23 protein-coding genes and 1 pseudogene are annotated in these 20,665 nt (G+C 59.0%); 18 read left to right on the top strand and 6 right to left on the bottom strand.

Annotation, left to right across the window (positions count from 1 at the left end):
* The first annotated feature begins 34 nt into the window (after positions 1 to 34).
* The 15 genes and pseudogenes from KHO33_RS19090 to KHO33_RS42935 all read left to right on the top strand — a co-directional run bounded on the left by KHO33_RS19090 (position 35) and on the right by KHO33_RS42935 (position 14,138).
* The gene (locus tag KHO33_RS19090) at positions 35 to 1,525 is read left to right on the top strand and encodes an aldehyde dehydrogenase (RefSeq protein WP_200561109.1); all 1,491 of its coding nucleotides are present in this window, start codon (positions 35 to 37) and stop codon (positions 1,523 to 1,525) included.
* 26 nt (positions 1,526 to 1,551) lie between these two features.
* Positions 1,552 to 2,517 (top strand): VOC family protein, encoded by a 966-nt coding sequence (locus KHO33_RS19085; RefSeq protein ID WP_200561107.1) that lies wholly within the window; start codon positions 1,552 to 1,554, stop codon positions 2,515 to 2,517.
* On the top strand, positions 2,510 to 3,775 hold the full coding sequence (locus KHO33_RS19080) for an NAD(P)/FAD-dependent oxidoreductase (protein ID WP_200561105.1): 1,266 nt from the start codon (positions 2,510 to 2,512) through the stop codon (positions 3,773 to 3,775). The genes KHO33_RS19085 and KHO33_RS19080 overlap by 8 nt, the downstream gene beginning before the upstream one ends.
* A 25-nt stretch (positions 3,776 to 3,800) precedes the next feature.
* On the top strand, positions 3,801 to 5,204 hold the full coding sequence (locus tag KHO33_RS19075) for an MFS transporter (RefSeq protein WP_093634284.1): 1,404 nt from the start codon (positions 3,801 to 3,803) through the stop codon (positions 5,202 to 5,204).
* Positions 5,205 to 5,624: 420 nt separating this feature from the next.
* A complete protein-coding gene (locus tag KHO33_RS19070) occupies positions 5,625 to 5,873 on the top strand; it encodes an RHS repeat domain-containing protein (protein ID WP_234480339.1) in 249 nt (82 codons plus the stop codon).
* 41 nt (positions 5,874 to 5,914) lie between these two features.
* Positions 5,915 to 9,568, top strand: coding sequence for an RHS repeat-associated core domain-containing protein (locus KHO33_RS19065; RefSeq protein ID WP_200561103.1), 3,654 nt, complete (start codon positions 5,915 to 5,917; stop codon positions 9,566 to 9,568).
* Positions 9,569 to 9,583: 15 nt separating this feature from the next.
* Positions 9,584 to 9,973 (top strand): hypothetical protein, encoded by a 390-nt coding sequence (locus KHO33_RS19060; RefSeq protein WP_200561101.1) that lies wholly within the window; start codon positions 9,584 to 9,586, stop codon positions 9,971 to 9,973.
* Between the two features lie 85 nt (positions 9,974 to 10,058).
* Entirely contained in the window at positions 10,059 to 10,454 is a 396-nt protein-coding gene (locus KHO33_RS19055) for a hypothetical protein (protein ID WP_200561099.1), read from the top strand.
* A gap of 172 nt (positions 10,455 to 10,626) precedes the next feature.
* A complete protein-coding gene (locus KHO33_RS19050; RefSeq protein WP_200561097.1) occupies positions 10,627 to 10,998 on the top strand; it encodes an RHS repeat-associated core domain-containing protein in 372 nt (123 codons plus the stop codon).
* Between the two features lie 122 nt (positions 10,999 to 11,120).
* On the top strand, positions 11,121 to 11,561 hold the full coding sequence (locus KHO33_RS19045) for an Imm50 family immunity protein (protein WP_200561095.1): 441 nt from the start codon (positions 11,121 to 11,123) through the stop codon (positions 11,559 to 11,561).
* A 15-nt stretch (positions 11,562 to 11,576) separates the two neighbouring features.
* A complete protein-coding gene (locus KHO33_RS42945) occupies positions 11,577 to 12,128 on the top strand; it encodes a polymorphic toxin type 37 domain-containing protein (RefSeq protein ID WP_407946186.1) in 552 nt (183 codons plus the stop codon).
* Positions 12,125 to 12,433 (top strand): hypothetical protein, encoded by a 309-nt coding sequence (locus KHO33_RS19030; RefSeq protein ID WP_120304165.1) that lies wholly within the window; start codon positions 12,125 to 12,127, stop codon positions 12,431 to 12,433. The genes KHO33_RS42945 and KHO33_RS19030 overlap by 4 nt, the downstream gene beginning before the upstream one ends.
* Positions 12,434 to 12,692: 259 nt before the next feature.
* Positions 12,693 to 13,241 (top strand): annotated as a pseudogene (locus KHO33_RS42940) (RHS repeat-associated core domain-containing protein); the annotation flags it as partial.
* Positions 13,231 to 13,665, top strand: coding sequence for a hypothetical protein (locus KHO33_RS19020; protein WP_128576023.1), 435 nt, complete (start codon positions 13,231 to 13,233; stop codon positions 13,663 to 13,665). The pseudogene KHO33_RS42940 and the gene KHO33_RS19020, both read left to right, overlap by 11 nt.
* Before the next feature lie 131 nt (positions 13,666 to 13,796).
* A complete protein-coding gene (locus KHO33_RS42935) occupies positions 13,797 to 14,138 on the top strand; it encodes an RHS repeat-associated core domain-containing protein (protein WP_200561634.1) in 342 nt (113 codons plus the stop codon).
* 509 nt (positions 14,139 to 14,647) lie between these two features.
* Here KHO33_RS42935 and KHO33_RS42800 read toward each other — a convergent pair.
* Together KHO33_RS42800 and KHO33_RS42795 are read right to left on the bottom strand one after the other, a co-directional pair.
* Complete coding sequence (locus tag KHO33_RS42800) at positions 14,648 to 14,749, bottom strand: SymE family type I addiction module toxin (protein WP_268963893.1); 102 nt, start codon at positions 14,747 to 14,749, stop codon at positions 14,648 to 14,650.
* Entirely contained in the window at positions 14,750 to 14,881 is a 132-nt protein-coding gene (locus KHO33_RS42795; protein ID WP_321207607.1) for a hypothetical protein, read from the bottom strand.
* A gap of 132 nt (positions 14,882 to 15,013) precedes the next feature.
* On the opposite strand from KHO33_RS42795, the gene KHO33_RS19005 reads away from it, so the two are divergent.
* From KHO33_RS19005 to KHO33_RS18995, 3 genes are all read left to right on the top strand, one after another.
* Complete coding sequence (locus KHO33_RS19005; protein WP_128576021.1) at positions 15,014 to 15,400, top strand: hypothetical protein; 387 nt, start codon at positions 15,014 to 15,016, stop codon at positions 15,398 to 15,400.
* 203 nt (positions 15,401 to 15,603) lie between these two features.
* On the top strand, positions 15,604 to 15,801 hold the full coding sequence (locus KHO33_RS42930; RefSeq protein ID WP_200561093.1) for an RHS repeat-associated core domain-containing protein: 198 nt from the start codon (positions 15,604 to 15,606) through the stop codon (positions 15,799 to 15,801).
* A 143-nt stretch (positions 15,802 to 15,944) separates the two neighbouring features.
* Entirely contained in the window at positions 15,945 to 16,256 is a 312-nt protein-coding gene (locus KHO33_RS18995) for a hypothetical protein (RefSeq protein ID WP_200561091.1), read from the top strand.
* A 71-nt stretch (positions 16,257 to 16,327) separates the two neighbouring features.
* Here the strand turns inward: KHO33_RS18995 and KHO33_RS18990 are convergent, their stop codons facing one another.
* The 4 genes from KHO33_RS18990 to KHO33_RS18975 form a co-directional block, all read right to left on the bottom strand.
* Complete coding sequence (locus tag KHO33_RS18990) at positions 16,328 to 16,429, bottom strand: SymE family type I addiction module toxin (RefSeq protein WP_200561089.1); 102 nt, start codon at positions 16,427 to 16,429, stop codon at positions 16,328 to 16,330.
* A 46-nt stretch (positions 16,430 to 16,475) separates the two neighbouring features.
* Positions 16,476 to 18,152, bottom strand: a complete 1,677-nt coding sequence (locus tag KHO33_RS18985) for a J domain-containing protein (protein WP_200561087.1) — start codon at positions 18,150 to 18,152, stop codon at positions 16,476 to 16,478.
* A 6-nt stretch (positions 18,153 to 18,158) separates the two neighbouring features.
* Positions 18,159 to 19,868 carry a molecular chaperone HscC gene (locus tag KHO33_RS18980; RefSeq protein ID WP_200561085.1) on the bottom strand — a complete coding sequence of 570 codons (1,710 nt, stop codon included), beginning with the start codon at positions 19,866 to 19,868 and terminating at the stop codon, positions 18,159 to 18,161.
* A 293-nt stretch (positions 19,869 to 20,161) separates the two neighbouring features.
* Positions 20,162 to 20,623 (bottom strand): GNAT family N-acetyltransferase, encoded by a 462-nt coding sequence (locus KHO33_RS18975; RefSeq protein WP_054034106.1) that lies wholly within the window; start codon positions 20,621 to 20,623, stop codon positions 20,162 to 20,164.
* Positions 20,624 to 20,665 lie beyond the last annotated feature (42 nt).

Below are 20,665 nucleotides of genomic sequence, written 5' to 3'. Positions count from 1 at the left end.
AGCTGATTAGTTGAAGCAAACCGGAACGACCGACATGACTCACTTCGATACCAGCCTCGTGCCCACCGGCGATATTTTCATCGGCGGCGAATGGCGGCAAGGGCGTGGCAACCCGTACAAAAGCCTGTATCCGGCGGATCAGTCGGTCAACATGGAAATCTCGACGGCGAATGCCGACGACGCCCGTGAAGCCGTGGAAGCCGCGGATATCGCCTGGCGCCGCGCGGATTGGTCGGGTTTGAAGCCGCATCAACGCGCGCTGATCCTGTATCGCGTTGCTGATCTGATCATGGCGCGCCACGAAGCGCTCGCGCAATTGCAGCGTCGCGACAACGGCAAGCCGATCGGCGAAACGCGCGTGCTGGTGGCGAGCGCTGCGAACACTTTCCGCTATTTCGCGGCCTGCCTCGAAACGCTCGACGAAGAAGTGACGCCCTCGCGCGGCGACTATCTGACGATGAGCATCTACGAGCCGATCGGCGTGATCGCGGCGATTACACCGTGGAATTCGCCGATTGCATCGGATGCGCAGAAGCTGGCTCCAGCGTTGGCAGGCGGCAACGCCGTGGTGTTGAAGCCGGCTGAAGTCACGCCTTTGGTCTCGCTTGCGTTGGCGCGTATCTGTGAAGAAGCCGGCGTGCCAAAGGGTGTCCTCAGCGTTGTGCCGGGCAAAGGCTCGGTAATCGGCGACGTGCTAGTGCGCCATCCGTTGGTCAAGAAAGTGTCGTTCACGGGCGGCACCGAAGTGGGCCGCGGCATCGCGCGCATCGCTGCGGACAAGCTGATGCCCGTGTCGCTCGAACTCGGCGGCAAATCGCCGACCATCGTGTTCGACGACGCCGACTTGGATCACGCCGTGAATGGCGTGCTGTACGGTATTTTCAGTTCGTCAGGTGAGGCATGCATCGCGGGCTCGCGTCTGTTCGTGCAGCGCTCGATTTACGACGCGTTCATGAAGCGTCTCGCGGAGGGCGCGTGCAAGCTGCGCGTCGGCGATCCGTCGCGTGCTGAAACGCAGATGGGTCCGCTGATCACTGCCGCACATCGTGAAACCGTCGAACGTTACGTCGCATTGGGCCTGGAAGAGGGCGGCCGTTTGCTGTGCGGCGGCGAACGTCCAGTTGGCGATGGCCGCGAGCAGGGTACCTATTTCCAGCCAACGATCCTCGAAGGTCTTACGAACGACGCCCGCATCTGCCAGGAAGAAATCTTCGGCCCGGTGCTGGTCGCCATGCCGTTCGACGACGAAGCCTCGCTGCTGAAAGAAGCCAACAACAGTGTGTTCGGCCTCGCCGCCGGCATCTGGACGCGCGATTACAAACGCGCTTACCGGATCGCCCGTGCGCTCGAAACCGGCACCGTGTGGATCAACACCTACAAGCTGTTCTCGATCTCGACGCCGTTCAGCGGCTGGAAAGAGAGCGGCATGGGACGCGAGAAGGGCCGACTCGGCATCCGCGAATACATGCAGCAGAAGAGCCTCTACTGGGGCTTGAACGACGCGCCGCTGGCGTGGGCGAACTAATACGCGAAATACGCAAGAGGCACGTTATGACGATTCTCGGCATTGAACAGATTATTTACGGCGTGACGGATCTCGCCACCTGTCGCCGCTTTTTCGCGGACTGGGGTTTGAAAGAAGTCGCGCATGACGAAACGCACGCACGTTTTGAAACACTGAACGGCTGCACGATTCTCGTCGTCGATGCAAGCGACCCGTCGCTGCCGCCCGCATTCGAAGAAGGTCCGACGCTGCGTGAAGTGACGTGGGGTGTGGCAACGAAAGCGGAACTCGACGAACTGCGCGGCCGCTTTGCCGGTCAGCCGGGCCACTTCGAAACGGAAGATGCTGTGGGTTGTATCGATCCGAACGGTATGGCGATTCGCGTTGAAGTGACTCGCAAGCGTGCGCTCGACATTCACGGTTCGCCGTCGAACGTGTGGGGCCAGACGCTGCGCGTCGATCAACCGTCGCCGATTTACGAACGTGCCGAACCGGTTGAAGTGGGCCACGTGGTGTTCTTTACGAACCAACTCGCGGCACAAGAGAAGTTCTACCAGGAACTGCTCGGCTTCGAAATGTCGGACCGTTATCCGGGCCGTGGAGCGTTCATGCGCTGCGCACCGCACGGTGGCCATCACGACATTTTCCTGCTGGCTTTGCCCGGTGGTAAGCGCGGTCTGAATCACGTCGCGTTCACCGTGCGCGATATCCACGAAGTGTTTGGCGGCGGCATGCATATCAGCCGCTGCGGTTGGGATACGCAACTCGGTCCGGGACGTCATCCGGTGTCGTCGGCGTACTTCTGGTACTTCCAGAATCCGGCCGGCGGCCTGATCGAGTACTACGCCGACGAAGACCAGCTCACGCCCGAATGGCAGCCGCGCGATTTCGAACCGGGTCCGACCGTATTCGCCGAGTGGGCGATCGACGGTGGCATCGACGGCAATACACGTCGCCAGAAAAACGCGAAGGCGCCGGAAGGCAAGTTCATGACGGAGCGGAAAAATGACTGACGCTGCTGCTGAAAAGGCACAAGCTGCACACGCTGGACTCGAAGCGCCGCGCACGATTGTCGTGATCGGCGGCGGCCAGGCGGCGGGTTGGGTCGTGAAGACGTTGCGCAAGGAAGGCTTCGACGGCCGCCTTGTGATGATCGCCGACGAAATCCATTTGCCGTACGAGCGCCCGCCGCTGTCGAAGGCCGTGCTCTCCGGTGAAGCCGATATCGAAACCGTGCGCCTCGTGAAGCCTGACGATTTCGACGCGCTGAACGTCGAAGCATGGCAACCGGATTGCGCGACGTCGATCGATCGTGAACAGCGCATCGTGCGCACGCAGTCAGGTCGCGAAGTGCAATACGACCGGCTTGTGATCGCAACCGGTGGCGCCGCGCGCCGTTTGCCGGACGCGCTGGTGAAGACCTCGCACATCACCTATCTGCGTACGCTCGACGAAGCGGTCGTTCTCGGCGAACGGCTGCGCGCAAGCAAGCGCGTGCTAGTGGTTGGCGGCGGGTGGATCGGTCTCGAAGTCGCAGCTACTGCGCGCAAGCTCGGTGTGGACGCGACGGTCGTGGAGGGCGCGCCACGTCTGTGCGCCCGCTCGCTGCCGCCGATGGTGTCGGATTTCCTGTTGCAACTGCATCGTGCGAACGGCGTGGATGCGCGTTTGAACGCGTCGCTCGTGTCGATTGCGGATCATCCGAACGACGCCAACCGTATCCGCGCAACGTTCGCTAACGGTTCCACACTTGACGCCGACTTCGCCGTCGCCGGCATCGGCCTCACGCCGCATACGGCACTGGCCGAAGCAGCGGGTATCAAGGTGGAAGACGGCATTGTCGTCGATCATTTCGGAGCAACCGACGACCCGCGCATCTTCGCGTGCGGTGACGTCGCGAACCATCCGAGTGCGTGGCTCAAGCGCCGCGTGCGGCTCGAATCGTGGGCCAACGCGCAGAACCAGGCGATCTCGGCGGCAAAAGCGTTGCTCGGCAATTTCGAACCGTACGCGGACATTCCGTGGTTCTGGTCCGATCAATACGACGTCAATCTGCAAATCCTCGGCGACATTCCGGGCGATGCGCAACTCGCGATACGCGGCGATTTGCCGGGCAAACACGCCACGCTCTTTCATCTGGAAGACGGCGCGATTCGCGGTGTCATCGCCATTAACACACCGCGCGAACTGAAACTGTCGCGCAAATGGATGAACCAGGGCCGGACTATCGACCTTGCCACCCTGACCGACGCCTCAACGGCGCTTGCCTAACCACACCTACGGACGGCACCACGGCATGAGAACCATCGACAACACCATGGGGGACCGCAGCAGCGCCGGTGTCTCAGGCCCCGTGACCCGGGGCTCGATCATCGCGCGTCTCGAGCGCTTGCCGAAGAATGCGATGCAGGTGCGCGCGCGCATACTGATCGGTCTCGCGACGTTCTTCGACGGTTTCGACGTGATCGCAATCGCGGCCACGCTGCCGATCCTGATTGCGAAGTGGCATCTGACGCCGTGGGAAATCGGCTTCCTGATCGGCTCCGGCTCGGTCGGCCAGTTGATTGGCGCGTTTGTGTTCCCGTGGTACGCGGAACGCAAAGGCCGTGTGAAGGCGATTGCGTTGAGCTCGGGGATTATCGGCATTACGAGTATTGCGTGCGGCTTTGCGCCGACCTTCGCGGCGTTTGTCGTGCTGCGTGTGATTCAGGGGCTCGGGCTGGGTGGCGAGCTGCCGGTGGCCGCGACCTATATCAACGAGATCAGCCGCGCGCATGGCCGTGGACGTTTCGTGCTCTTGTATGAGATCGTTTTTCCGGTCGGCTTGCTCGCATCGAACGCGTTGGGTGCGTGGATCGTGCCGCGTTTCGGCTGGCAGGCGATGTACTTCATCGGCGGCATGCCGTTGATTCTGTTCTTCGTGCTGCGCAAACTGGTGCCGGAATCGCCGCGTTGGCTGGCCGAACGCGAACGAATGGCCGATGCCGATACGGCGGTGCATGCTTTCGAACGCGCCGTGAAAGGTCCGCTTCCGCCGGTTGCCAATGCGGCTGAGTTCGACGCGATGGCCAATCGCCATCCGAAGCGCCGTATGAGCGATCTGTTCGGGCCCGCGTATCTGAAGCGCACGATGGCCGTCGCGATGCTGTGGATTACTTGCGGCTTTATTCAGTACGGTCTGTCGACATGGCTGCCGACGATCTATCGCACGGTTTATCATGCGCCGCTGCAACTCGCGTTGAATCTGGCGGTGGCGGCTTCGGTGCTGGGCGTGGTGGGTTCGCTGACCTGTGCGCTGCTGGTCGATAAGGTGGGGCGTAAGCCGATTATCAATTTGTCGTTTGTGGCGTGCGCGTTGTCGTTGCTGCTGGCGGGTGTGTTCCACAATTCGTCGGTGTATGTGGTGGCGACGTGTTGTGCGTTCTCGCTCGGGTTTCTTGCTTGCGGCTTTATCACGGCCTATGTGTACACGCCGGAGCTGTACCCGACGAGTATCCGTGCGATGGGCTGCGGCGTGGGCGGCGCATGGCTGAAGGTAGCGGCGATCTTCGCGCCGGCGATCGTGTCGAAGACGATGATCGGCGGTAATCTGGAAGTGGCGTTCTATATTCTCGCGGCTGTGCCGTTTATTGCGGCAATTGCGGTGCACTTTCTTGGGATTGAGACCAAGGGGAAGGTGCTGGAGCAACTCGAGGCTTGATGCCTTTTGGCGTGTGATGGGTTTGGTGGGCGGTTGATGTAGTACCGCAATGGCAGGAAGGCGAAGGGCGCACTGGGTGGTGCGCCCTTTGTTTTTTGGGGCCAACAGTATGGACACGTCGAGGAGTCCATTGACTAGCGTGATCGACGTATTTGGTGGACGCATTTTGCGCTGGCGCATAGTTCCCTCAAAGTTCGACCGCCGTGTAAGAAAGTCACTACACAATTAGAGAATCATCCTCTATAAATTCGATTCGCTTTTGAATATCGTCCAATCAATTAGTAAACCTATAAATATGGTTGGAGGATGTCGATGTTTGTTCCATCTAGGCGCTTCCGTTCCGGTGCGAAGACTTGCCGAGAAAGTCACTGGGTGCCAGTCGGGCGCGTAGCGAGTTGTTGCGCTGTGGTTTGCTTACTCATGTCTGTGACGTCTGCCCAAGCCGATGACGTCACCTACGGATACGACGCGCTGGGCCGCCTCACCTCGGTGACTGTCGCGGGCGCGACTGCGTATTACGACTACGACGCGGCCGGCAATATCACGGCGATTCGGCGGCAGGGGGTGGCGTCTTCGATGTCGCCGGTGAACGACGTAGGTCCTTCGCCTGTATCTGATGCCGGCAAATCGGCATCGTCGCGGGCCTTGACTCAGGCCAGCGCGCGGTAGGTTCGCGACGCCCTCCCTTCCTCAGTCTCTTTCAGACCTTTATGCACTTCATCGATACCCTCGCGGCGCGTCGGGTCCTTTTGCGCCCGCTCGTGCTGTTCTTCTTCGTGCTGATGTCATGGTTTGTCGCGCCACATGCGTATGCCGAATGCGCCGACGACTATGCAGCAAACGGTGCCTATCCGACCAACCCGAGTTGCAAACTGCTCGCGGCGAGCGCCAGCTATAAATCCGGCTATGCCTGCGGCGAGCCGTTTACGTTCGCCGCCTATTGTGGCGGTTCTTCCGGAGGCACCACGGTCGAACCGCAGTCGCCTGACGAAGCCGTGGTCCTGGACGGTGACGGTGTGGACGGCAACCCTGGAGGCGCGGGCGGCTGTGCGTCTGATGCAACGGCGGGCTGCGGGAGCAGCTCCTCGGGAGGCGACCCGGTCAGGTTGTACACGGGCCAGTTCCATCTGGTTGCCCATGACCTGCATGTCGCCGACACGATCGCACTAGATCTGGCACGGGTGTACCGCAGCAGCGCCTACGACACCTCGGGCAGGCCGATGGCCGGCGCGTTCGGCATCGGTACGACGTTCAACTACGACAGTTATCTCGCAATCAGTGCGGAGGATAGCAATGGCATGCGGCAACGGGTCGAGCTGTACCTGCCGAGTGGCATCCGCGTGCCATTCGCATTGCGTGCGGGCAGCAGCGCGATTTGGGATGACCTGACGAGCCCGGGTGAGTATTACAAAGCCACAGTGAGCAATGGCAATGGAAGCGGCAGCATCAGGGTGCTGACCCTGCGCGATGGCCGCGTGCTGCGCTTCACGATGGTCGCGGGAATCTACCGGCTCAGCAGTGTGCAGGACCGCAACGGCAATACGGTGACGATTACCCGCAATAGCGTAACCGGTGCGGTCACCAGCATCAGTGGTCCGAATGGCCGTGTGCTTACGTTCACGTCGATCGTGGGCGCACGGGGCACGCCGCTCATCTCGCGCGTGGTCGACCCGCTGAATCGTCAGGTCAGCTATACCTACGACAGCCAGGACCGCCTCACGCAGGTCACGGACGCCGGCGGCGGCGTATGGAAATACGGCTGGGACAGCAAATCACGGCTGGTGACGGTCACGGATCCGGAAAGTAACGTTCAGGTCACCAATACCTACGACGACAACGACCGCATGGTTGCCCAGAACCTCGCGGATGGCAGCACCTTCGGCTTCGCCTATACGATCACTGACGGCAAGGTGACGAAGACCGAAGTGACTGACCGCCGGGGCAGCATCCGCCGGCTCGAGTTCGATGTAAACGGGCGGGTGGTGCGCAACACGTATCCGGCAGGGCAATCGATCCAGCAGGTGCAGACGTACACATACGACGGCAACGGTCGCGTGACGAATCTCACTGCGGGTGATCGCCAGTACGCCTATACCTACGACGCTAACGGCAACCGCACGAGCGAGGCTGATCAATCCGGCACGCTGGTCACGCGTACGTTTGACAGCTATAGCCAGTTGCTGACCGAAGCGCAGGCGGGCGACCCGCAGCGGGGCGTGGCGACCGTCTACACGTACGACTCGAAGGGCAACCTGCTCACGGTCACGGACCGCGTGGGCAACCGCACAACACTTACGAACGACAGCCAGGGCCGCCCGCTGACGGTGACAGACGCGCTCAAGGGCGTGACGAAGTTCACCTGGACCGGCGCGGATCTGATAAGCGTCACCGATCCGCTGAACCGCAGCACGGAGTACACAACGGACGCGGCCGGTCGCGTGACGGTAGTGCAGGATCCGCAGGGCAACAGGACGAAACGCACGCTCGATGCTCTGAACCGTACCACCGACGTGACCGACGCACTGGGCGGCGTGACCCGCTTCACGTGGGACCGCAATGGACGCCTGCTTAGTCAGGCCGATCCGAAGGGTGTCACAACGCGCTACGCATACAACGCGGTCGGGAGGCCAGTTAGCAAGACCGATCCGTTGGGCCACAGCGAGACATACACGTGGAACAGCGCGGGGCAACTGGCGACAGTAACTGACCGCATGGACCAGACGAGGACGTATGGTTACGACGCGGCTGGTCACCTGCAGACGGTCTACTTCACGCCGACGGGCAAGCCCAACTCCAAGCCTGTTCGTAACTGGAGCTACGGCTGGGATAAGTTCGGTAGGCTGCAGACGACGTCTGATGCCGGCGTGAATCAGCCCCCTGCGGCGAGCTATCGCTACTACGACAGTGTGACGGGTTACTTCAATGGGTGGTTTGAGACGAGCAGCCAGCAGGGGCGCTGGTGGTTGCGCTACGCGGCTGACAGCCGGGATCTGGCGCGCATCGAGTTGAACGACGCGACGGTGGACTACAGCCGCGACGCTGAGCATCGGATCACGCAGATCCAGTACCAGGTGAACGGGGAGGCGCCGCGCACGTTCGGCTACAGCTACGATGCCCTAGGCCGGCGCAGTCAGGCGACACTCGCTAACGGCATCACGGCGGTCTACACGTGGGATGCCGCCAGTCAGCTGACTGGCATCACATACAAACGCGCCGATGGCAGCGTGCTGGGCGACCTGACGTACGGGTATGATCTGGGCGGCCGTCGCACGAAGGCGGGCGGGAGTCTGGCGAAAGTGGACCTGCCGCAGGCGGTGAACGACGCGCAGTACAACCTGGCGAACCAGATCACTCGCTGGAGCGGCAGGACATACAGCTACGACCTGAACGGCAACCTGGCCAGCGACGGTACGAACCAGTACAGCTGGAACGAGCAGGATCTGCTGGCCGGGATTACTGGAGGAGTCACGGCGAGCTTCAGATATGACATGTACGGCAATCGCCGGGAGCAGACGGTTGATGGTCATCGGACGCAGTCGTTCTGGATTGGCGACGAACTGAACTTCACGATTGTCGACAACGATTACGCGCACCGTGTCCGTCAATTCTCGCCGTATCCGGAGAGCGGACTGGATGAACTGACGTACCGGCGTATTGGGGACGATGCGAGTCAGGACCGCTATGTTCTGCGCGACGCGAACAACAATGTGGTTGCGCTGACGGATGCGAACCAGCAGAGCCAGACGCAGTACCGATATGAGCCCTATGGCAAGACTACGCAAACCGGCGCGGCAGACCCGAACCCGCAGCAGTACACCGGGCGGGAGAATGATGGGACGGGGCTGTATTACTACCGGAACCGGTATTACAGTCCGGCCACAGCAAGGTTCATCAGTGAGGATCCGGTTGGCTGGGCGAGTGGGCAGACGAATGCGTATGCTTATGTAGGCGGGAATCCGGTCCAGTTTAGCGATCCGTCGGGGTTGCAGTTTGCTGGCGGCGGTTCTCTTACGCCGGGCCCATATGTACCAGGTGGCGGGTTCAGACCGAGGACGCCTGGGTCTGGTTCGCTGGGGCTTGACGACTGGTTAAGCAACCCCTCTGGCGGAACCTTTGCGGACAGCAACGCTGATGATCCTGTTGTTTATCCGGATAATCCGGATAAGGCAAAAGAAAGATTCAGACCAATCAATGGCACTCCAGGGAAACAATGCCTCGACGGTTCTGTGTGGGAGAAGGATACCTCTGGCCACGGCAATCGAGACGGTGATGGATCTCAATGGAAGCGCTGGCCGAACAGGAAATCATGGGAAAACGATCGTACTCCTCAGAGCATCTGGCCCGATGGGCGCATCCGGAAATAGAGAATGGAGAGAGGTATGTCACTCAAGTTTGGTGATCTTCTGGCCAGGGCGCTACAGGAGTGGCCGGCCGAGATTGATCTGAAGCATCTAGTGCGAAGCTCTCCGACGTCGACCGGGTATACCGTTCGTGGGCTGGCTGAGATATCAGATGCAATAGAAGCGCAGCATATCGGTGTGGTTGATGAAATCATCATGCGGAATCTGCATTGCGTAATTTACGAGGTGGTACACGCTGCTGCGGCGTATGTTATCCGGATCAAGGTGTCTGAATTAAGGCCAGAAACGGTTCGGCAGAAGCTTGATAGAAATGTTCGAGATTGTATGGAAATGCCGGACTTGGGCTATCCGCCAGACGCTATTGCACTAGGCAAGCGCTACTTTGCGGAGAACGGCACGGAGGGGTAGGTTCGTCCCAGTTCGCTCTGAGGCTATCAAACAGTCAGACAGCGGAAGGGGATGGACGCGTTCGAAAATGAGGGAGGTCGTAACGGTGTCGTTCAAATTCAATGACTTGCTAAGACACGCTCTTCTCGAATGGCCCGAGGTAGTCGACCTGAGCGTACTGGTTCGACGCGATCCGCTATCGGATCGCCATTCAGTTAAAGGCTTGTACGATTTGTCTGATGCGAGGGAGGCGCACTATATTGGTTCGACAGAGGAAATTATCTTGCGTAACCTACACAACTCAATCTTCGGTGTGTTGCACGAAGCCGCGTTGTGTGTCAGTCGAATAAGGCCGGTCGATCTTAGGGAAGCTGCTGTTCGTGTTCGATTTGAAAAGCACTTAAAGAATTGTATGGAGATGCCTGAGCTTCGGTTCTTGCCTGCTGACATCGAACTGGGCAAGCGCTACTTTGCTGAGAACGAGGGGGGTGGCACAGGCTAGTCCCTAGCTTTGAGGCTATCAACAGTCAGGCACCAGAAGGGCCGCGTTTGAGCGGCCCTTCGTTTATCTACTCTTGCTCGGGCGGAGCAGTGGGCTTTGGGCGGTCACAGCCAACCGGAGGTAGGTACGTTCAACGAATGCAGCTACGACGCGCTTGCCCAACTGCAGACCGATGAGTGTCGGCGCAGTACCGTTTGTCTACTACCGGAACCGGTATTACGACCCGAACACGACGCGATTCATCAGTGAGGATCCGATTGGCTGGGCTAGTGGTCAGACGAACGCGTATGCCTACGTCAACGGCAATCCGGTGCAGTTCACGGATCCGTTTGGGGAGTCCAAACTCATGCCCATTACGGGTGGGCCGCGGGGCGGGTTTATCGTTCATCCTTTTAAACCCAACGTGAACTACTACGATTCAAATGGCGACTTATCGGCTCAGTATCATGGTGGCCATTCTCACAATGGGATGATGCCGCACGGTCACAACGCTGGGCCGAATTTTGACCGCGATGAAGGGCTTCCACTCTGTCCGATCCTTTGAGAATGGATCTCCGATCTAGGCGTTGGCGCGCAACCCATGCCGTCGACGCCCTCGTGAGAAGGTCGTCATGACCGATCGCAATGCTTGATGAGTTAACGTGTGCCGACTCCCTTGGGGGCTAAATGATGGGCGAAGTCTATGACTATGGGTGGGGTGAGGTAGGCAACTCCGACTTGCTGAAGAAGGTATTTGGATACTGGCCGGCTTTCCATGATGCGCATGTGCTGTCTATCAAGATGGAGCACGGAAAACGTGGCGCCCGGGTCGTGGATGTCGCAATCGAATTTCGGCACTGGGGGCAGGATGACCCAAACTGGATCGCGCGTGGACCAGACTGCATCATTACGCTGACTCTACTTGAGGTAAAGATTGCCGACATATCTATGGAAGCTTTTGTTCAAGACAACTGGGTATGTGACGTTTGTTTCGCGAGGACAGACGACAACCTGCTGCTCTTCGAGCTTGATCCTAATAGTGGTGTTAGCGTCTTTCTTGCGTGTACGTCTGCCGAGATTACTCGAATAGAGCCGTATTGCGCGCCAGTTACTTCGACTACGACGTGACCTCCAACATGTAATCTGTGCGGGAGCGCCACAGTACCGTTTGTTTACTACCGCAATCGCTACTACAACCCAACGACCGCACGGTTCATCAGTGAGGATCCAGTTGGCTGGGCGAGTGGGCAGACGAATGCGTATGCTTACGTCAACGGGAATCCGGTTCAGTTCAATGATCCGTCCGGATTGCAGATGGTGTTCCCATACACGCCGGTTCCGCCGCCGGGTGGCGGGTCTGGGCAGGCAGGCGGTGTTCCGCAGTGGTTTAACGACCTGTTTAACGGACCAACATGGGCGAAGCCACCATCGAATGCTTACGACAAGGATGGGCCGAAGGCGCCGGGTAAGCCCGGAGACGCGGAAGGGTTTTGCTCACCTAAGGGCGGTGACGATTGGGTCAAAAATCCGAACGGAAGAGGGTATGGCTGGCGCGGTAAGGACGGGCGCGTGTGGGTTCCGACAGGACCACATGACCCAAGCAAAGGCGAGTCACACGGTGGGTCACATTGGGACGTTGAAACGCCCGGTGGCGACTACGAAAATATCTTTCCTGGTGGAGCACGTCGTCGATGAACAGATCGCCAACAACGGTGGAACTTGAAGCAACAGGTGTGCGGTATTTTTCCAGAGGTGACGAGGACGCGTTTTTTGCATGGCTTAACAGGCTGCCGTGCGTGGTGCGATACGAAGGGCATCTCCGCACCTTGTATATCACTGTCAACCCGACAGCACTCGATCAAGAAGGTCTTCGCGAACTACTTGCCTTGTTTCGTCGATACGGAGTTGGCCTTCGGCAACTTGCTGTATTTGATCGCAGTGAGTTTAGTGATTGGTTCCGAAATAAGCAGGCCTTCTGGTACGACGAGATCTTTGGCTGAATTATCTTCGGCTTCTGTGCTTGTTAAGAGTCCCGCTCGAACGGGACTCTTGACAATCTGCGTATGTGTGACTACCTGAGCTCACGCGATCCATATAGTTACGACGAGGCAGGCAAACTCGTGAGTTCGCTCAGTTAGTTAGCTGCTTCGCGAGCGCAACAAGGAGATCGCGACGACCGATGCGGTCGGGTGCGCCTCTGAAGTGCGCTGACATCTATGAGCCTGCCGCGACTGAACAGTACCGTTTGTTTACTATCGGAACCGCTATTGCAGTCCGCAGACGGGCCGGTTCATTAGTGAGGATCCGATCGGGTGGGCCAGTGGGCAGACGAATGCGTATGCTTATGTCAACGGGAATCCCGTGTCGCTGTACGACCCTTTCGGTTTCTGGAGCGTCAGCGGGAGTGTGTATGGAGGTTTCGGCGTACAGGTCACCGTCTACGGCGACGGCTCTGCCCCAACGGCTTCGAGCATTACTGGGGTGGGGATACGCGGCGGGCGCGGCGCAGGTATAGGGCTTAGTTTCGATCCAAACGGCGCAGTACCAAGTAGAAGTAGCGATGGTTCGTCGGTAACTATCGGTGGTTTTGCGGAGGCGGGCACTAGCTTAGGTCCTTTTAATGCAAGCGTCGGTGCCTCCAGCGGCGTGGAATTCAACCAGTCTGGTTCGTCCGGCCTTCCGGGATTCGGGGGGCGGCCTTATCGAGGGGCGGGCGGCGGTATCGCGATCGGCTTTCCAAGTGCAGGTTTTGGGGGCGCTGCTTGTGCTGCAGTTGGCATTGAGGTGACCTATAGTCGTGGCAAATAAACTCATGTTCTGGCCTGCGATCAAGGTGGTGGTGCTAACAGTAGTGTTTGTGGCAGGATTGTCCGTGCAACCTGTTGCCAATATGCCGTTTGAGAGTTGGGTATTCCTTGGCGGGCTAGCAGGTGCGATGGGCTTTTTCCTGGCTTTGTGTGCTCTCCTTTTAAACCATCTTTTCTGGCCAAAAGCTAAGAAATGGAGGCTACCAGGATGGTCGAACGGTTTGTTATCACCGTGGCAACTGATTGATTTCTACTCGACGGTTTTGCTGGTAGTGGTTGCCAGTAGTGGACTTTCTCTGTGGGCGAAGCACGGGTGGCGTGAGGCTACGTTGGCGTTGTTCCCATTCGGAATGGCGTGCGGGATATGGATTGGCGTTCGACTCGGGATTGTGATTTTTAAGTCCAGAATGCCTGCACCTTCCTGATGGAAATATCCGCATAGAGTTCATACCGCTGACGCCCGCGTAACCGGAGATGCGATGTCTGCGGACAGGCCCTACTCGGTACGTAAGTACCTTCAATCAATGCGACTACGACGTGACCACGCAACTGCAAACTGGTTTGGTCTGTCGCAGTACCGTTTGTCTACTACCGGAACCGGTATTACAGTCCGGGCACAGGGAGGTTCATCAGCGAAGACCCCTTAGGCTACGCCAGTGGTCAGACGAACTCGTATGCCTACGTGGGCGGGAACCCGGTGTCAAAGACTGATCCGTTTGGGCTTGGACCATGGGACCAGAAGTATGGCTTGTCGAATACTTATTGGAATTGGCTCCACCGGCAAGATGGCGGTTCGTTGATCAAAGAGCTTAAAGACCCACGGACCGGGCAAGTCCCGAAAGACACTGCGTTGGAGTACTACAAGATCTATCTTTTAGAGACCGGGCAATGCGGGTGAAGGCTCAATATTTGTGAGGTGATGAACTTTATGCCTGGTTGCATTTTTTGTGGATCTGGTGCGGACTTCGATGTAGACGGATTCTTGGTGTCCTCGCCGTGGTCCGGTTTAGCAGACATATTTCGACGCGGGCCGACTGGGAATGCATACCGCCCCATCAGAGAGTCCTCGTCCCTACAAATCGCGGTGTCGCCAATTGACGAGCATCTCCTTGAACCGCAGATTGATGCGACGCTCAGTTTCTTGCGAAGCTACGAGGCTGAAGTGAGGCGGCTGGTCAGGTTTCCAGGGGTGGACGCGGTCGAGTTCCGCATGGGCCTCTTCTGGTTGCCCGACACAGCCATTTACCCGATTTCGCTCACGCCATCGTTTCTCAAGGCAGTTGGCGACGTCGGTGCGGCCGTTGACATATATGTTTATGCAAGTGACGGCGTAAATTAGGTTGAGCGTTGCCAGTGCAATCTGAAGTTGCAGCGACAGAAGGGGCCGCATTCTCGGCCCTTCTGCATTTAAAGCGGCGTAATGATGAGCCGCTGGTGTTCGACGGTGATACGTACGCGCTGTCCAGGCTCAAAGCCGGCGGTCTCGATCCATCGTCCGGAGAGCTTCATTCACGGAAAGGTGGCCGGCTCCTTGCGCATATGGAAGGGCAGGCGTGCCGGTTTCTGATAGCGCCAGGATTCCTGGATGGTGACGGATCGCTCGGTGACGGGTGGACGTGCTTTATGATTGGCATCAGCCATGATCAACTCCTGGTGTGAGTTGGTGGTGGTCAGCGGGCGGTGGCCGAATCGGAAATCGTGGGAAAAGAAGCAAACTCCCCAAAGCGTCTGGCCCGACGGGCGCATACGAAAATGATGACTGAAGGAAAAAACATGTCGCTCGAATTCAGCAATTTGTTCTCCCGTGCAATTTCTGAGTGGCCTGCCGAAATTGACTTGCGTTCTCTCTCGACAAGCAAATCTGGATCGGATCGATATTCCGTTGATGGACTCTATGACGTGGCCGATGAACGTGAGAGTCGGTATATTGGCTCCTCTGAAGAGACGATCATGCGCAATTTGCATACAGCGCTCTATGAGGTTCTGCATGGGGTCGCCGCCTATGTGATACGAATCAAGCTTTCTGATTTGCGAGCCGAAGCTGTCCGGGTTCGGCTGGAGCGACGTCTTCGAGAATACCTAGCTGCGCCTGATGATTGTAGTCCCCAGGATATCGAGTTAGGCAAGCGCTACTTTGCTGAGAACAGGAGGGATGCTTAGGTTCTTTCCAGTTCGTTCGTCTGGGCGGTCAAATAGTTGGACAACAGAAGGGTCGCGCGAGCGGCCTTTCGTTTGTCTAGCCCCGATTGGGCGGAGTAGTGAACTCGAGGTGGTCATGGCCAAGTGAGCATAGATACGATCATCTAAATGCAGCTACGACGCGACCACCCAACTGCAAACCGCGGAGTAGGGCTGCAGTACTGATGTATTGCTATCGGAACCGGTATTGCAACCCGGCGACCGGACGGTTCATCAGCGAGGATCCGATCGGCTGGGCGAGTGGCCAGACGAATGCGTATGCTTATGTGGGTGGCAACCCGGTTCAGTTAACGATCCGCGCGGCACGGAACGAGGGCGACCATACAATTGACTTCCGGGTACTTGGTATGTACATCCGATAACGGGGGATGGTTGATTTTATGACCCAGATGGGAAGCCAGGTCTAGATATCGACGTGAGCCATAGTCATGATGAGATGTGCCCGCATATCCACGTTTGGCGAGACGGAAAGCGAGGTAGTGGTGAGGCGCCCTTCTGACGGGGGATGTCTGATCACCATGCCGACGGCAATGTAAGTTCAATGTGGGCGCGAATTGTTACCGAGGAAGCCATGGATATTTTTTTTGCGCGGACCAGGGGCGGAGTGGAGAGATTCCTTGATATCAAATCCAAAATCTTGGACGCAGAGCTATGGGTGAACGGAGGGGTAGATTTGGAAGGTATCGATACACATCAATATGCGATAACGAAATTCAACACCAGTTTCGATATGTCCAAGGATAGTGATCGTGATGCAGCTCTTGGGACGATAGAAGATCATTACAAGGACTGCAGAATCTGGATTGAAGGCAACTGATGTGTTGAGTGTCTGACCATCAGTGCGCCCGTTGGGAATACAGAAGGGCCGCGTTCGCGGCCCTTCTGTATTTAAACCGGCGTAATGATGAGTCGCTGGTGTTCGACGGTGATGCGCACGCGGGATCGTGGTGTGAAGCCGGCGGTCTCGATCCATCGGCCGGAGAGCTTCATCCACAGAAAGAAGGGCCATCCCCCGCACAGGTGGCCACGCGAACCGCTATCGCGCCATCCTATGCGACAAACGCCGCTGCTTCACTTCCTCAATAATCCAGACACTCATCAATCCCGCGCTCACGCAAGCGATGATGTCCGGCTTGGAGAGCGCAAACGCCAACCATACGAGGTGTACGTAGCCGCGGAAAAAGGGCGGCACGGCCCGGCGCAAATCGCTCCAACGCGTCGTCGCCAACACACCACCCGCTGCGGCCATCACCGTAAAAAGCGCCCACGCGAATTGCGTCGAACGCTCGTCCCGTTGCAACAGCAAAACGATCAACGTGGCGAAGCCCGCAAACCACATCGTCGCTACAAACCACGCAAGGCGCGGCCGACGTGCGAGCCAGCCGCGACACTCCTGTTGCGCAAAAGAGAAGAAAAAAGCGAACAGCACGCCGTGCGCGAACGGCATCTGCCACGCGCGAGGATCAGTGGAGAGCCAATGGCCGGCGAAGCCGAACCCGATCGGGCCGACGGCGGCGAGTATCGCGAGTTGTTTGATGCGCGGCCATCCATAGATCAGCGCGGCCCACATCGTGCAGATCCCGAGTGTGTCCATTGCGATCGACGTCAAGCGCCCGCTGCCTCCGTCGCACAATGCGGCGGCGGTCGCGCCGAGCCACACCGGAATCCATCCGTAACGCAGCCAGCCAATCGAGCGCAGCGTTCGCAGCCGCTGTTGCTGCGGTTCGGACAGCAGCACCGTCGTCGCGGCGCTGATGACCAGCGTCACCATCAGCGTGGCCAGAAGCACGGCCAACTGAACAGGCGTCCATTGATCGAACCACTGATCGCTATTCGCGTTCATCGACGCGTTGGCGAACAGCAAGCCGCACCATGCGCTCAGCACAAGCGCTGGACCGAACAGGCGGCCTACGCCAATCCGAAACGTCAGGCATCGGGTCCAGAATTCGGCCTTCTCGCTGTCGAGTCGCAGGCGCACGACATTCGGATGATAGCGACTGAGCGCAGTCAGCAACTGTTCCATCTCGGTGCGCACGCCAGCGCGCAGCAGTGCGTGTGCGCCGGTCGCCAACGGAGGTTGAGGCCCTTCGAGCAGCGCCATTGCATTCGTGAAGCGCAAGCGTAGCGAGTTGTAGTCCTCGTCGGCGAATACGCGGTCTAGCGCGAGGGTTGCGATGGCCGCGTTGCGCCGCCGCAGATGCGCGGCGTTGTCCCGCCATCCCAGGACCGCACTCAGGTTCATGCGCAGCGTGGCGGGCGTATCTTCGTTCAGACAATGAACCAGCGCCTGCCACTCGAGTTCATCGCGCATCTGAATATTAACGATGGCCGCAAATAGATCCTGCAGCGAACGACGTGACTCGAGCTGATCCCGTTGCGAGACGAAGTGCTGCCACAACTGCACGGCGCTTTCGAAGGCGTCGTGTTCGCGAAGATGTGCTTCAGGCGGTGGGTTGGGCACCGGGACCGGCATCGATACAGGTCCCGGCACTGAAGCAGGCACCGCGGCTATCGCCACCGCAGCACCGCCGCCGCTCGCCATCTGCAAAGCCGACTCATACGCATACCGAAGCCGCTGAAACGCCTCAGCATCCTCATCCGGACGTTGCTGTTTCAAAAGACGCGCATAAGCACGGCGCACGGTACGCTCGTCGGCGTTCGCCGCAATGCCGAGCACATCCCACGGCCAGTGGTGGGCTGAAGTCATATCCATAGCCGATCAGTACGTCACGTGCACATCGAAGCGATCCAGCAGCGCGCTCAGTTCACTGCGCGCATGGGCGATTTCCTCGGCATTCTGCCGTTCGAGCAGCGACTGGAAGCGCGCGATATGCGCGGCCAGATATTGCCGATGCTCCCCCAGCGTTTCCTCATAGACACGATCAGCGCGCGTGAGCAGCGTGCGATTCTCCAGTTGATCGCGCGGATGGATCTTCAACGCAGCCAATGCCGCGAGTCGTTCGCTGATTTCTTCCGGCGTCAGCACGCCGGGGTTTTCTTCGATCACCATAGCTCGCTTCACGCCGCCGGGAAACGCAGTGGCTTCCACTTCCAACACGCCGTTGACGTCGTAGGTGAAGCGCACATCCGCACCCGCCTGGCCGGCTGGCTTGACGGGCACTTCAAGCGTGAACTCACCGAGCGGAACGTTGTCGACGGTCAAGCGCGCTTCCCCTTGGAACACCTTGATGCTCAACACCTGCTGACGGTCGCTCACAGTGAAAATACGCTGCATGCGGCTCACCGGCACGATCGTATTGCGCTCGATGATCGGCAAGTAGTGCCCGGGCACATATTGATTGGCACTGACCTGCATCGCAGTATCGATGCCGAGGCTATACGGCGCGACATCGGTCAGCACCATTTCATCGAGACCTGCGTCCCGCGTGACAAGCCCCGCCTGCACAGCAGCGCCGAGCGCGACGACTTCGTCCGGGTTCAGATTGGCGGCGGGCAAACGGCCGAACATCTTCGAGACCAGCTTGCGCACCATCGGCATACGCGAGGCGCCGCCGACGAGGATGATTTCATCGAGCGCATCCACGGCGATCTTCGAATCGCGCAACGCTCGCTCGACCGGTTTGCGCAGACGTTGCAACAAATGCTCGCAGGTCCGTTCCGCGGCCAACGCGTCGAGTTCGAGGCTGTGCTCATCATCGCCAACCGTGAGCTTGAGCGTGACGCTATCGGCACCGCTCTGCGTGAACAGACGCTTCGCACGTTCGGCCTGCTGGTGCAGACGTTGTGCGGCAATCGGAGTAAGCGATTTGACTTGAAGGCGATTGCGCTGGCAGAACAACTCGACGAGCGCTTCCGTGAAATCCTCGCCACCCAAAAAATTGTCGCCCGTGCTGGCGCGCACTTCCATCACGCCTTCGAAGAAGTCGAGCACCGAGACATCGAACGTGCCGCCGCCCAGATCGAAGATCAGGAACTTGCGTTCGCTGTCGCGCTGATGCACGCCGTACGCGAGCGAGGCCGCGGTCGGTTCGTTGACGAGGCGCAGCACATTGAGCCCGGCGAGTTCGCCGGCGATGCGCGTGGCCTTGCGTTGCGCGTCGCTGAAATAGGCGGGCACGGCGATCACGGCGTCGCTTACCGTTTCGCCGAGGAACGCTTCGGCATCGGCTTTCAGCGATTTGAGCACCAGCGAAGACAGTTCTTCAGGGCGCAGTGTCTGTACGCCGAGCGACACGTTGCGATTCGTGCCCATGTAGCGTTTGAAGTTGGCGGCGGTGCGTTCGGGATGCGTATGCAAGCGGTCATGGGCGGGGCGGCCGACGAGGATCGAGCCGTCGTCATCGATCGAGACGCACGACGGCGTCAGCACATCGCCCAGTGCGTTCGGGATGAGAGCAGCCTCGTTATTGCGCCAGACGGCCGCAAGACTATGCGTGGTTCCAAGATCGATGCCGATGATCGAAGGCATGTACAGTTTCCGATTCGTTTTGCGCCCCTTCGTGGGGAGATCGCCCAAGGTCGCGTGGGAGCCAGATGGCGCTCCGTCCAATGGCGATAACGGCAGGCTGCCTGCAAACTTGAGCGGCGAAGGGAACGAATGCGGTGTGTGTCGATGAGGGCGATGCGCTACGCATGCCGGCTGGATGGGCCGCCGGCCATGCGAATGCGATGTGTGGCCGCGCAAGAATGGCGACGCGAGAAGGGGATGCGAAGCGGGGACGCAAAGCCCGCCAGGCGGGCCTGCTGCGCTGTATCACAACGTCACAACGCCTTGCGGTACACCACGAAACCGGAGTGATCGGCGACCTTGTCGTACAGCTTCATTGCCGTGTGATTCGTCTCATGCGTTTGCCAGTAGACCCGTTGCAGACCGTCGGCCTTGGCGCGTGCATACACTGCTTCGATCAATGCACGGCCGACACCTTTACCGCGCTCGGCTTCCAGCGTATAGAGATCTTGCAGATAGCAGGTCGGTGCAACCATGGTCGTGTGACGGTGATACAGGAAGTGCACGAGGCCAAGCAACTGGCCGTTGCGTTCGGCGACCATCGCGTGCATGGGCTCGTAGGCGTCGAAGAAACGGCCCCATGTGACTTGCGTGATTTCGCGCGGCAATGCCGTTTCGCCCGAGCGGCCGTAGAACGCGTTGTAGGCGTCCCACAGCGGCAGCCATGCGTCGAAGTCGGCGGGCGTGACGGGGCGGATTTGAATCGCGTCGGACATGGGTGTGGCTCCTTGTGTGGTGATGGTTGAGGGCGAGTGCGT

It is taken from the genome of Paraburkholderia nemoris (assembly GCF_905221015.1).
GTDB classification, from domain to species: domain Bacteria; phylum Pseudomonadota; class Gammaproteobacteria; order Burkholderiales; family Burkholderiaceae; genus Paraburkholderia; species Paraburkholderia nemoris.
The sequence above is the reverse complement of the archived record's forward strand: the minus strand, read 5'-3'. Positions and strand labels throughout refer to the sequence as shown.

Excerpts from the sequence above, each read along its gene's own strand:
- KHO33_RS19090 (WP_200561109.1), top strand. The coding sequence starts at position 35 with ATGACTCACTTCGATACCAGCCTCGTGCCCACCGGCGATATTTTCATC.
- KHO33_RS19085 (WP_200561107.1), top strand. The coding sequence starts at position 1,552 with ATGACGATTCTCGGCATTGAACAGATTATTTACGGCGTGACGGATCTC.
- KHO33_RS19080 (WP_200561105.1), top strand. The coding sequence starts at position 2,510 with ATGACTGACGCTGCTGCTGAAAAGGCACAAGCTGCACACGCTGGACTC.
- KHO33_RS19075 (WP_093634284.1), top strand. The coding sequence starts at position 3,801 with ATGAGAACCATCGACAACACCATGGGGGACCGCAGCAGCGCCGGTGTC.
- KHO33_RS19070 (WP_234480339.1), top strand. The coding sequence starts at position 5,625 with ATGTCTGTGACGTCTGCCCAAGCCGATGACGTCACCTACGGATACGAC.
- KHO33_RS19065 (WP_200561103.1), top strand. The coding sequence starts at position 5,915 with ATGCACTTCATCGATACCCTCGCGGCGCGTCGGGTCCTTTTGCGCCCG.
- KHO33_RS19060 (WP_200561101.1), top strand. The coding sequence starts at position 9,584 with ATGTCACTCAAGTTTGGTGATCTTCTGGCCAGGGCGCTACAGGAGTGG.
- KHO33_RS19050 (WP_200561097.1), top strand. The coding sequence starts at position 10,627 with ATGAGTGTCGGCGCAGTACCGTTTGTCTACTACCGGAACCGGTATTAC.
- KHO33_RS19045 (WP_200561095.1), top strand. The coding sequence starts at position 11,121 with ATGATGGGCGAAGTCTATGACTATGGGTGGGGTGAGGTAGGCAACTCC.
- KHO33_RS19030 (WP_120304165.1), top strand. The coding sequence starts at position 12,125 with ATGAACAGATCGCCAACAACGGTGGAACTTGAAGCAACAGGTGTGCGG.
- KHO33_RS42800 (WP_268963893.1), bottom strand. The coding sequence starts at position 14,749 with ATGAAGCTCTCCGGACGATGGATCGAGACCGCCGGCTTTGAGCCTGGA.
- KHO33_RS42795 (WP_321207607.1), bottom strand. The coding sequence starts at position 14,881 with ATGGCTGATGCCAATCATAAAGCACGTCCACCCGTCACCGAGCGATCC.
- KHO33_RS19005 (WP_128576021.1), top strand. The coding sequence starts at position 15,014 with ATGTCGCTCGAATTCAGCAATTTGTTCTCCCGTGCAATTTCTGAGTGG.
- KHO33_RS42930 (WP_200561093.1), top strand. The coding sequence starts at position 15,604 with ATGTATTGCTATCGGAACCGGTATTGCAACCCGGCGACCGGACGGTTC.
- KHO33_RS18995 (WP_200561091.1), top strand. The coding sequence starts at position 15,945 with ATGTCTGATCACCATGCCGACGGCAATGTAAGTTCAATGTGGGCGCGA.
- KHO33_RS18990 (WP_200561089.1), bottom strand. The coding sequence starts at position 16,429 with ATGAAGCTCTCCGGCCGATGGATCGAGACCGCCGGCTTCACACCACGA.
- KHO33_RS18985 (WP_200561087.1), bottom strand. The coding sequence starts at position 18,152 with ATGGATATGACTTCAGCCCACCACTGGCCGTGGGATGTGCTCGGCATT.
- KHO33_RS18980 (WP_200561085.1), bottom strand. The coding sequence starts at position 19,868 with ATGCCTTCGATCATCGGCATCGATCTTGGAACCACGCATAGTCTTGCG.
- KHO33_RS18975 (WP_054034106.1), bottom strand. The coding sequence starts at position 20,623 with ATGTCCGACGCGATTCAAATCCGCCCCGTCACGCCCGCCGACTTCGAC.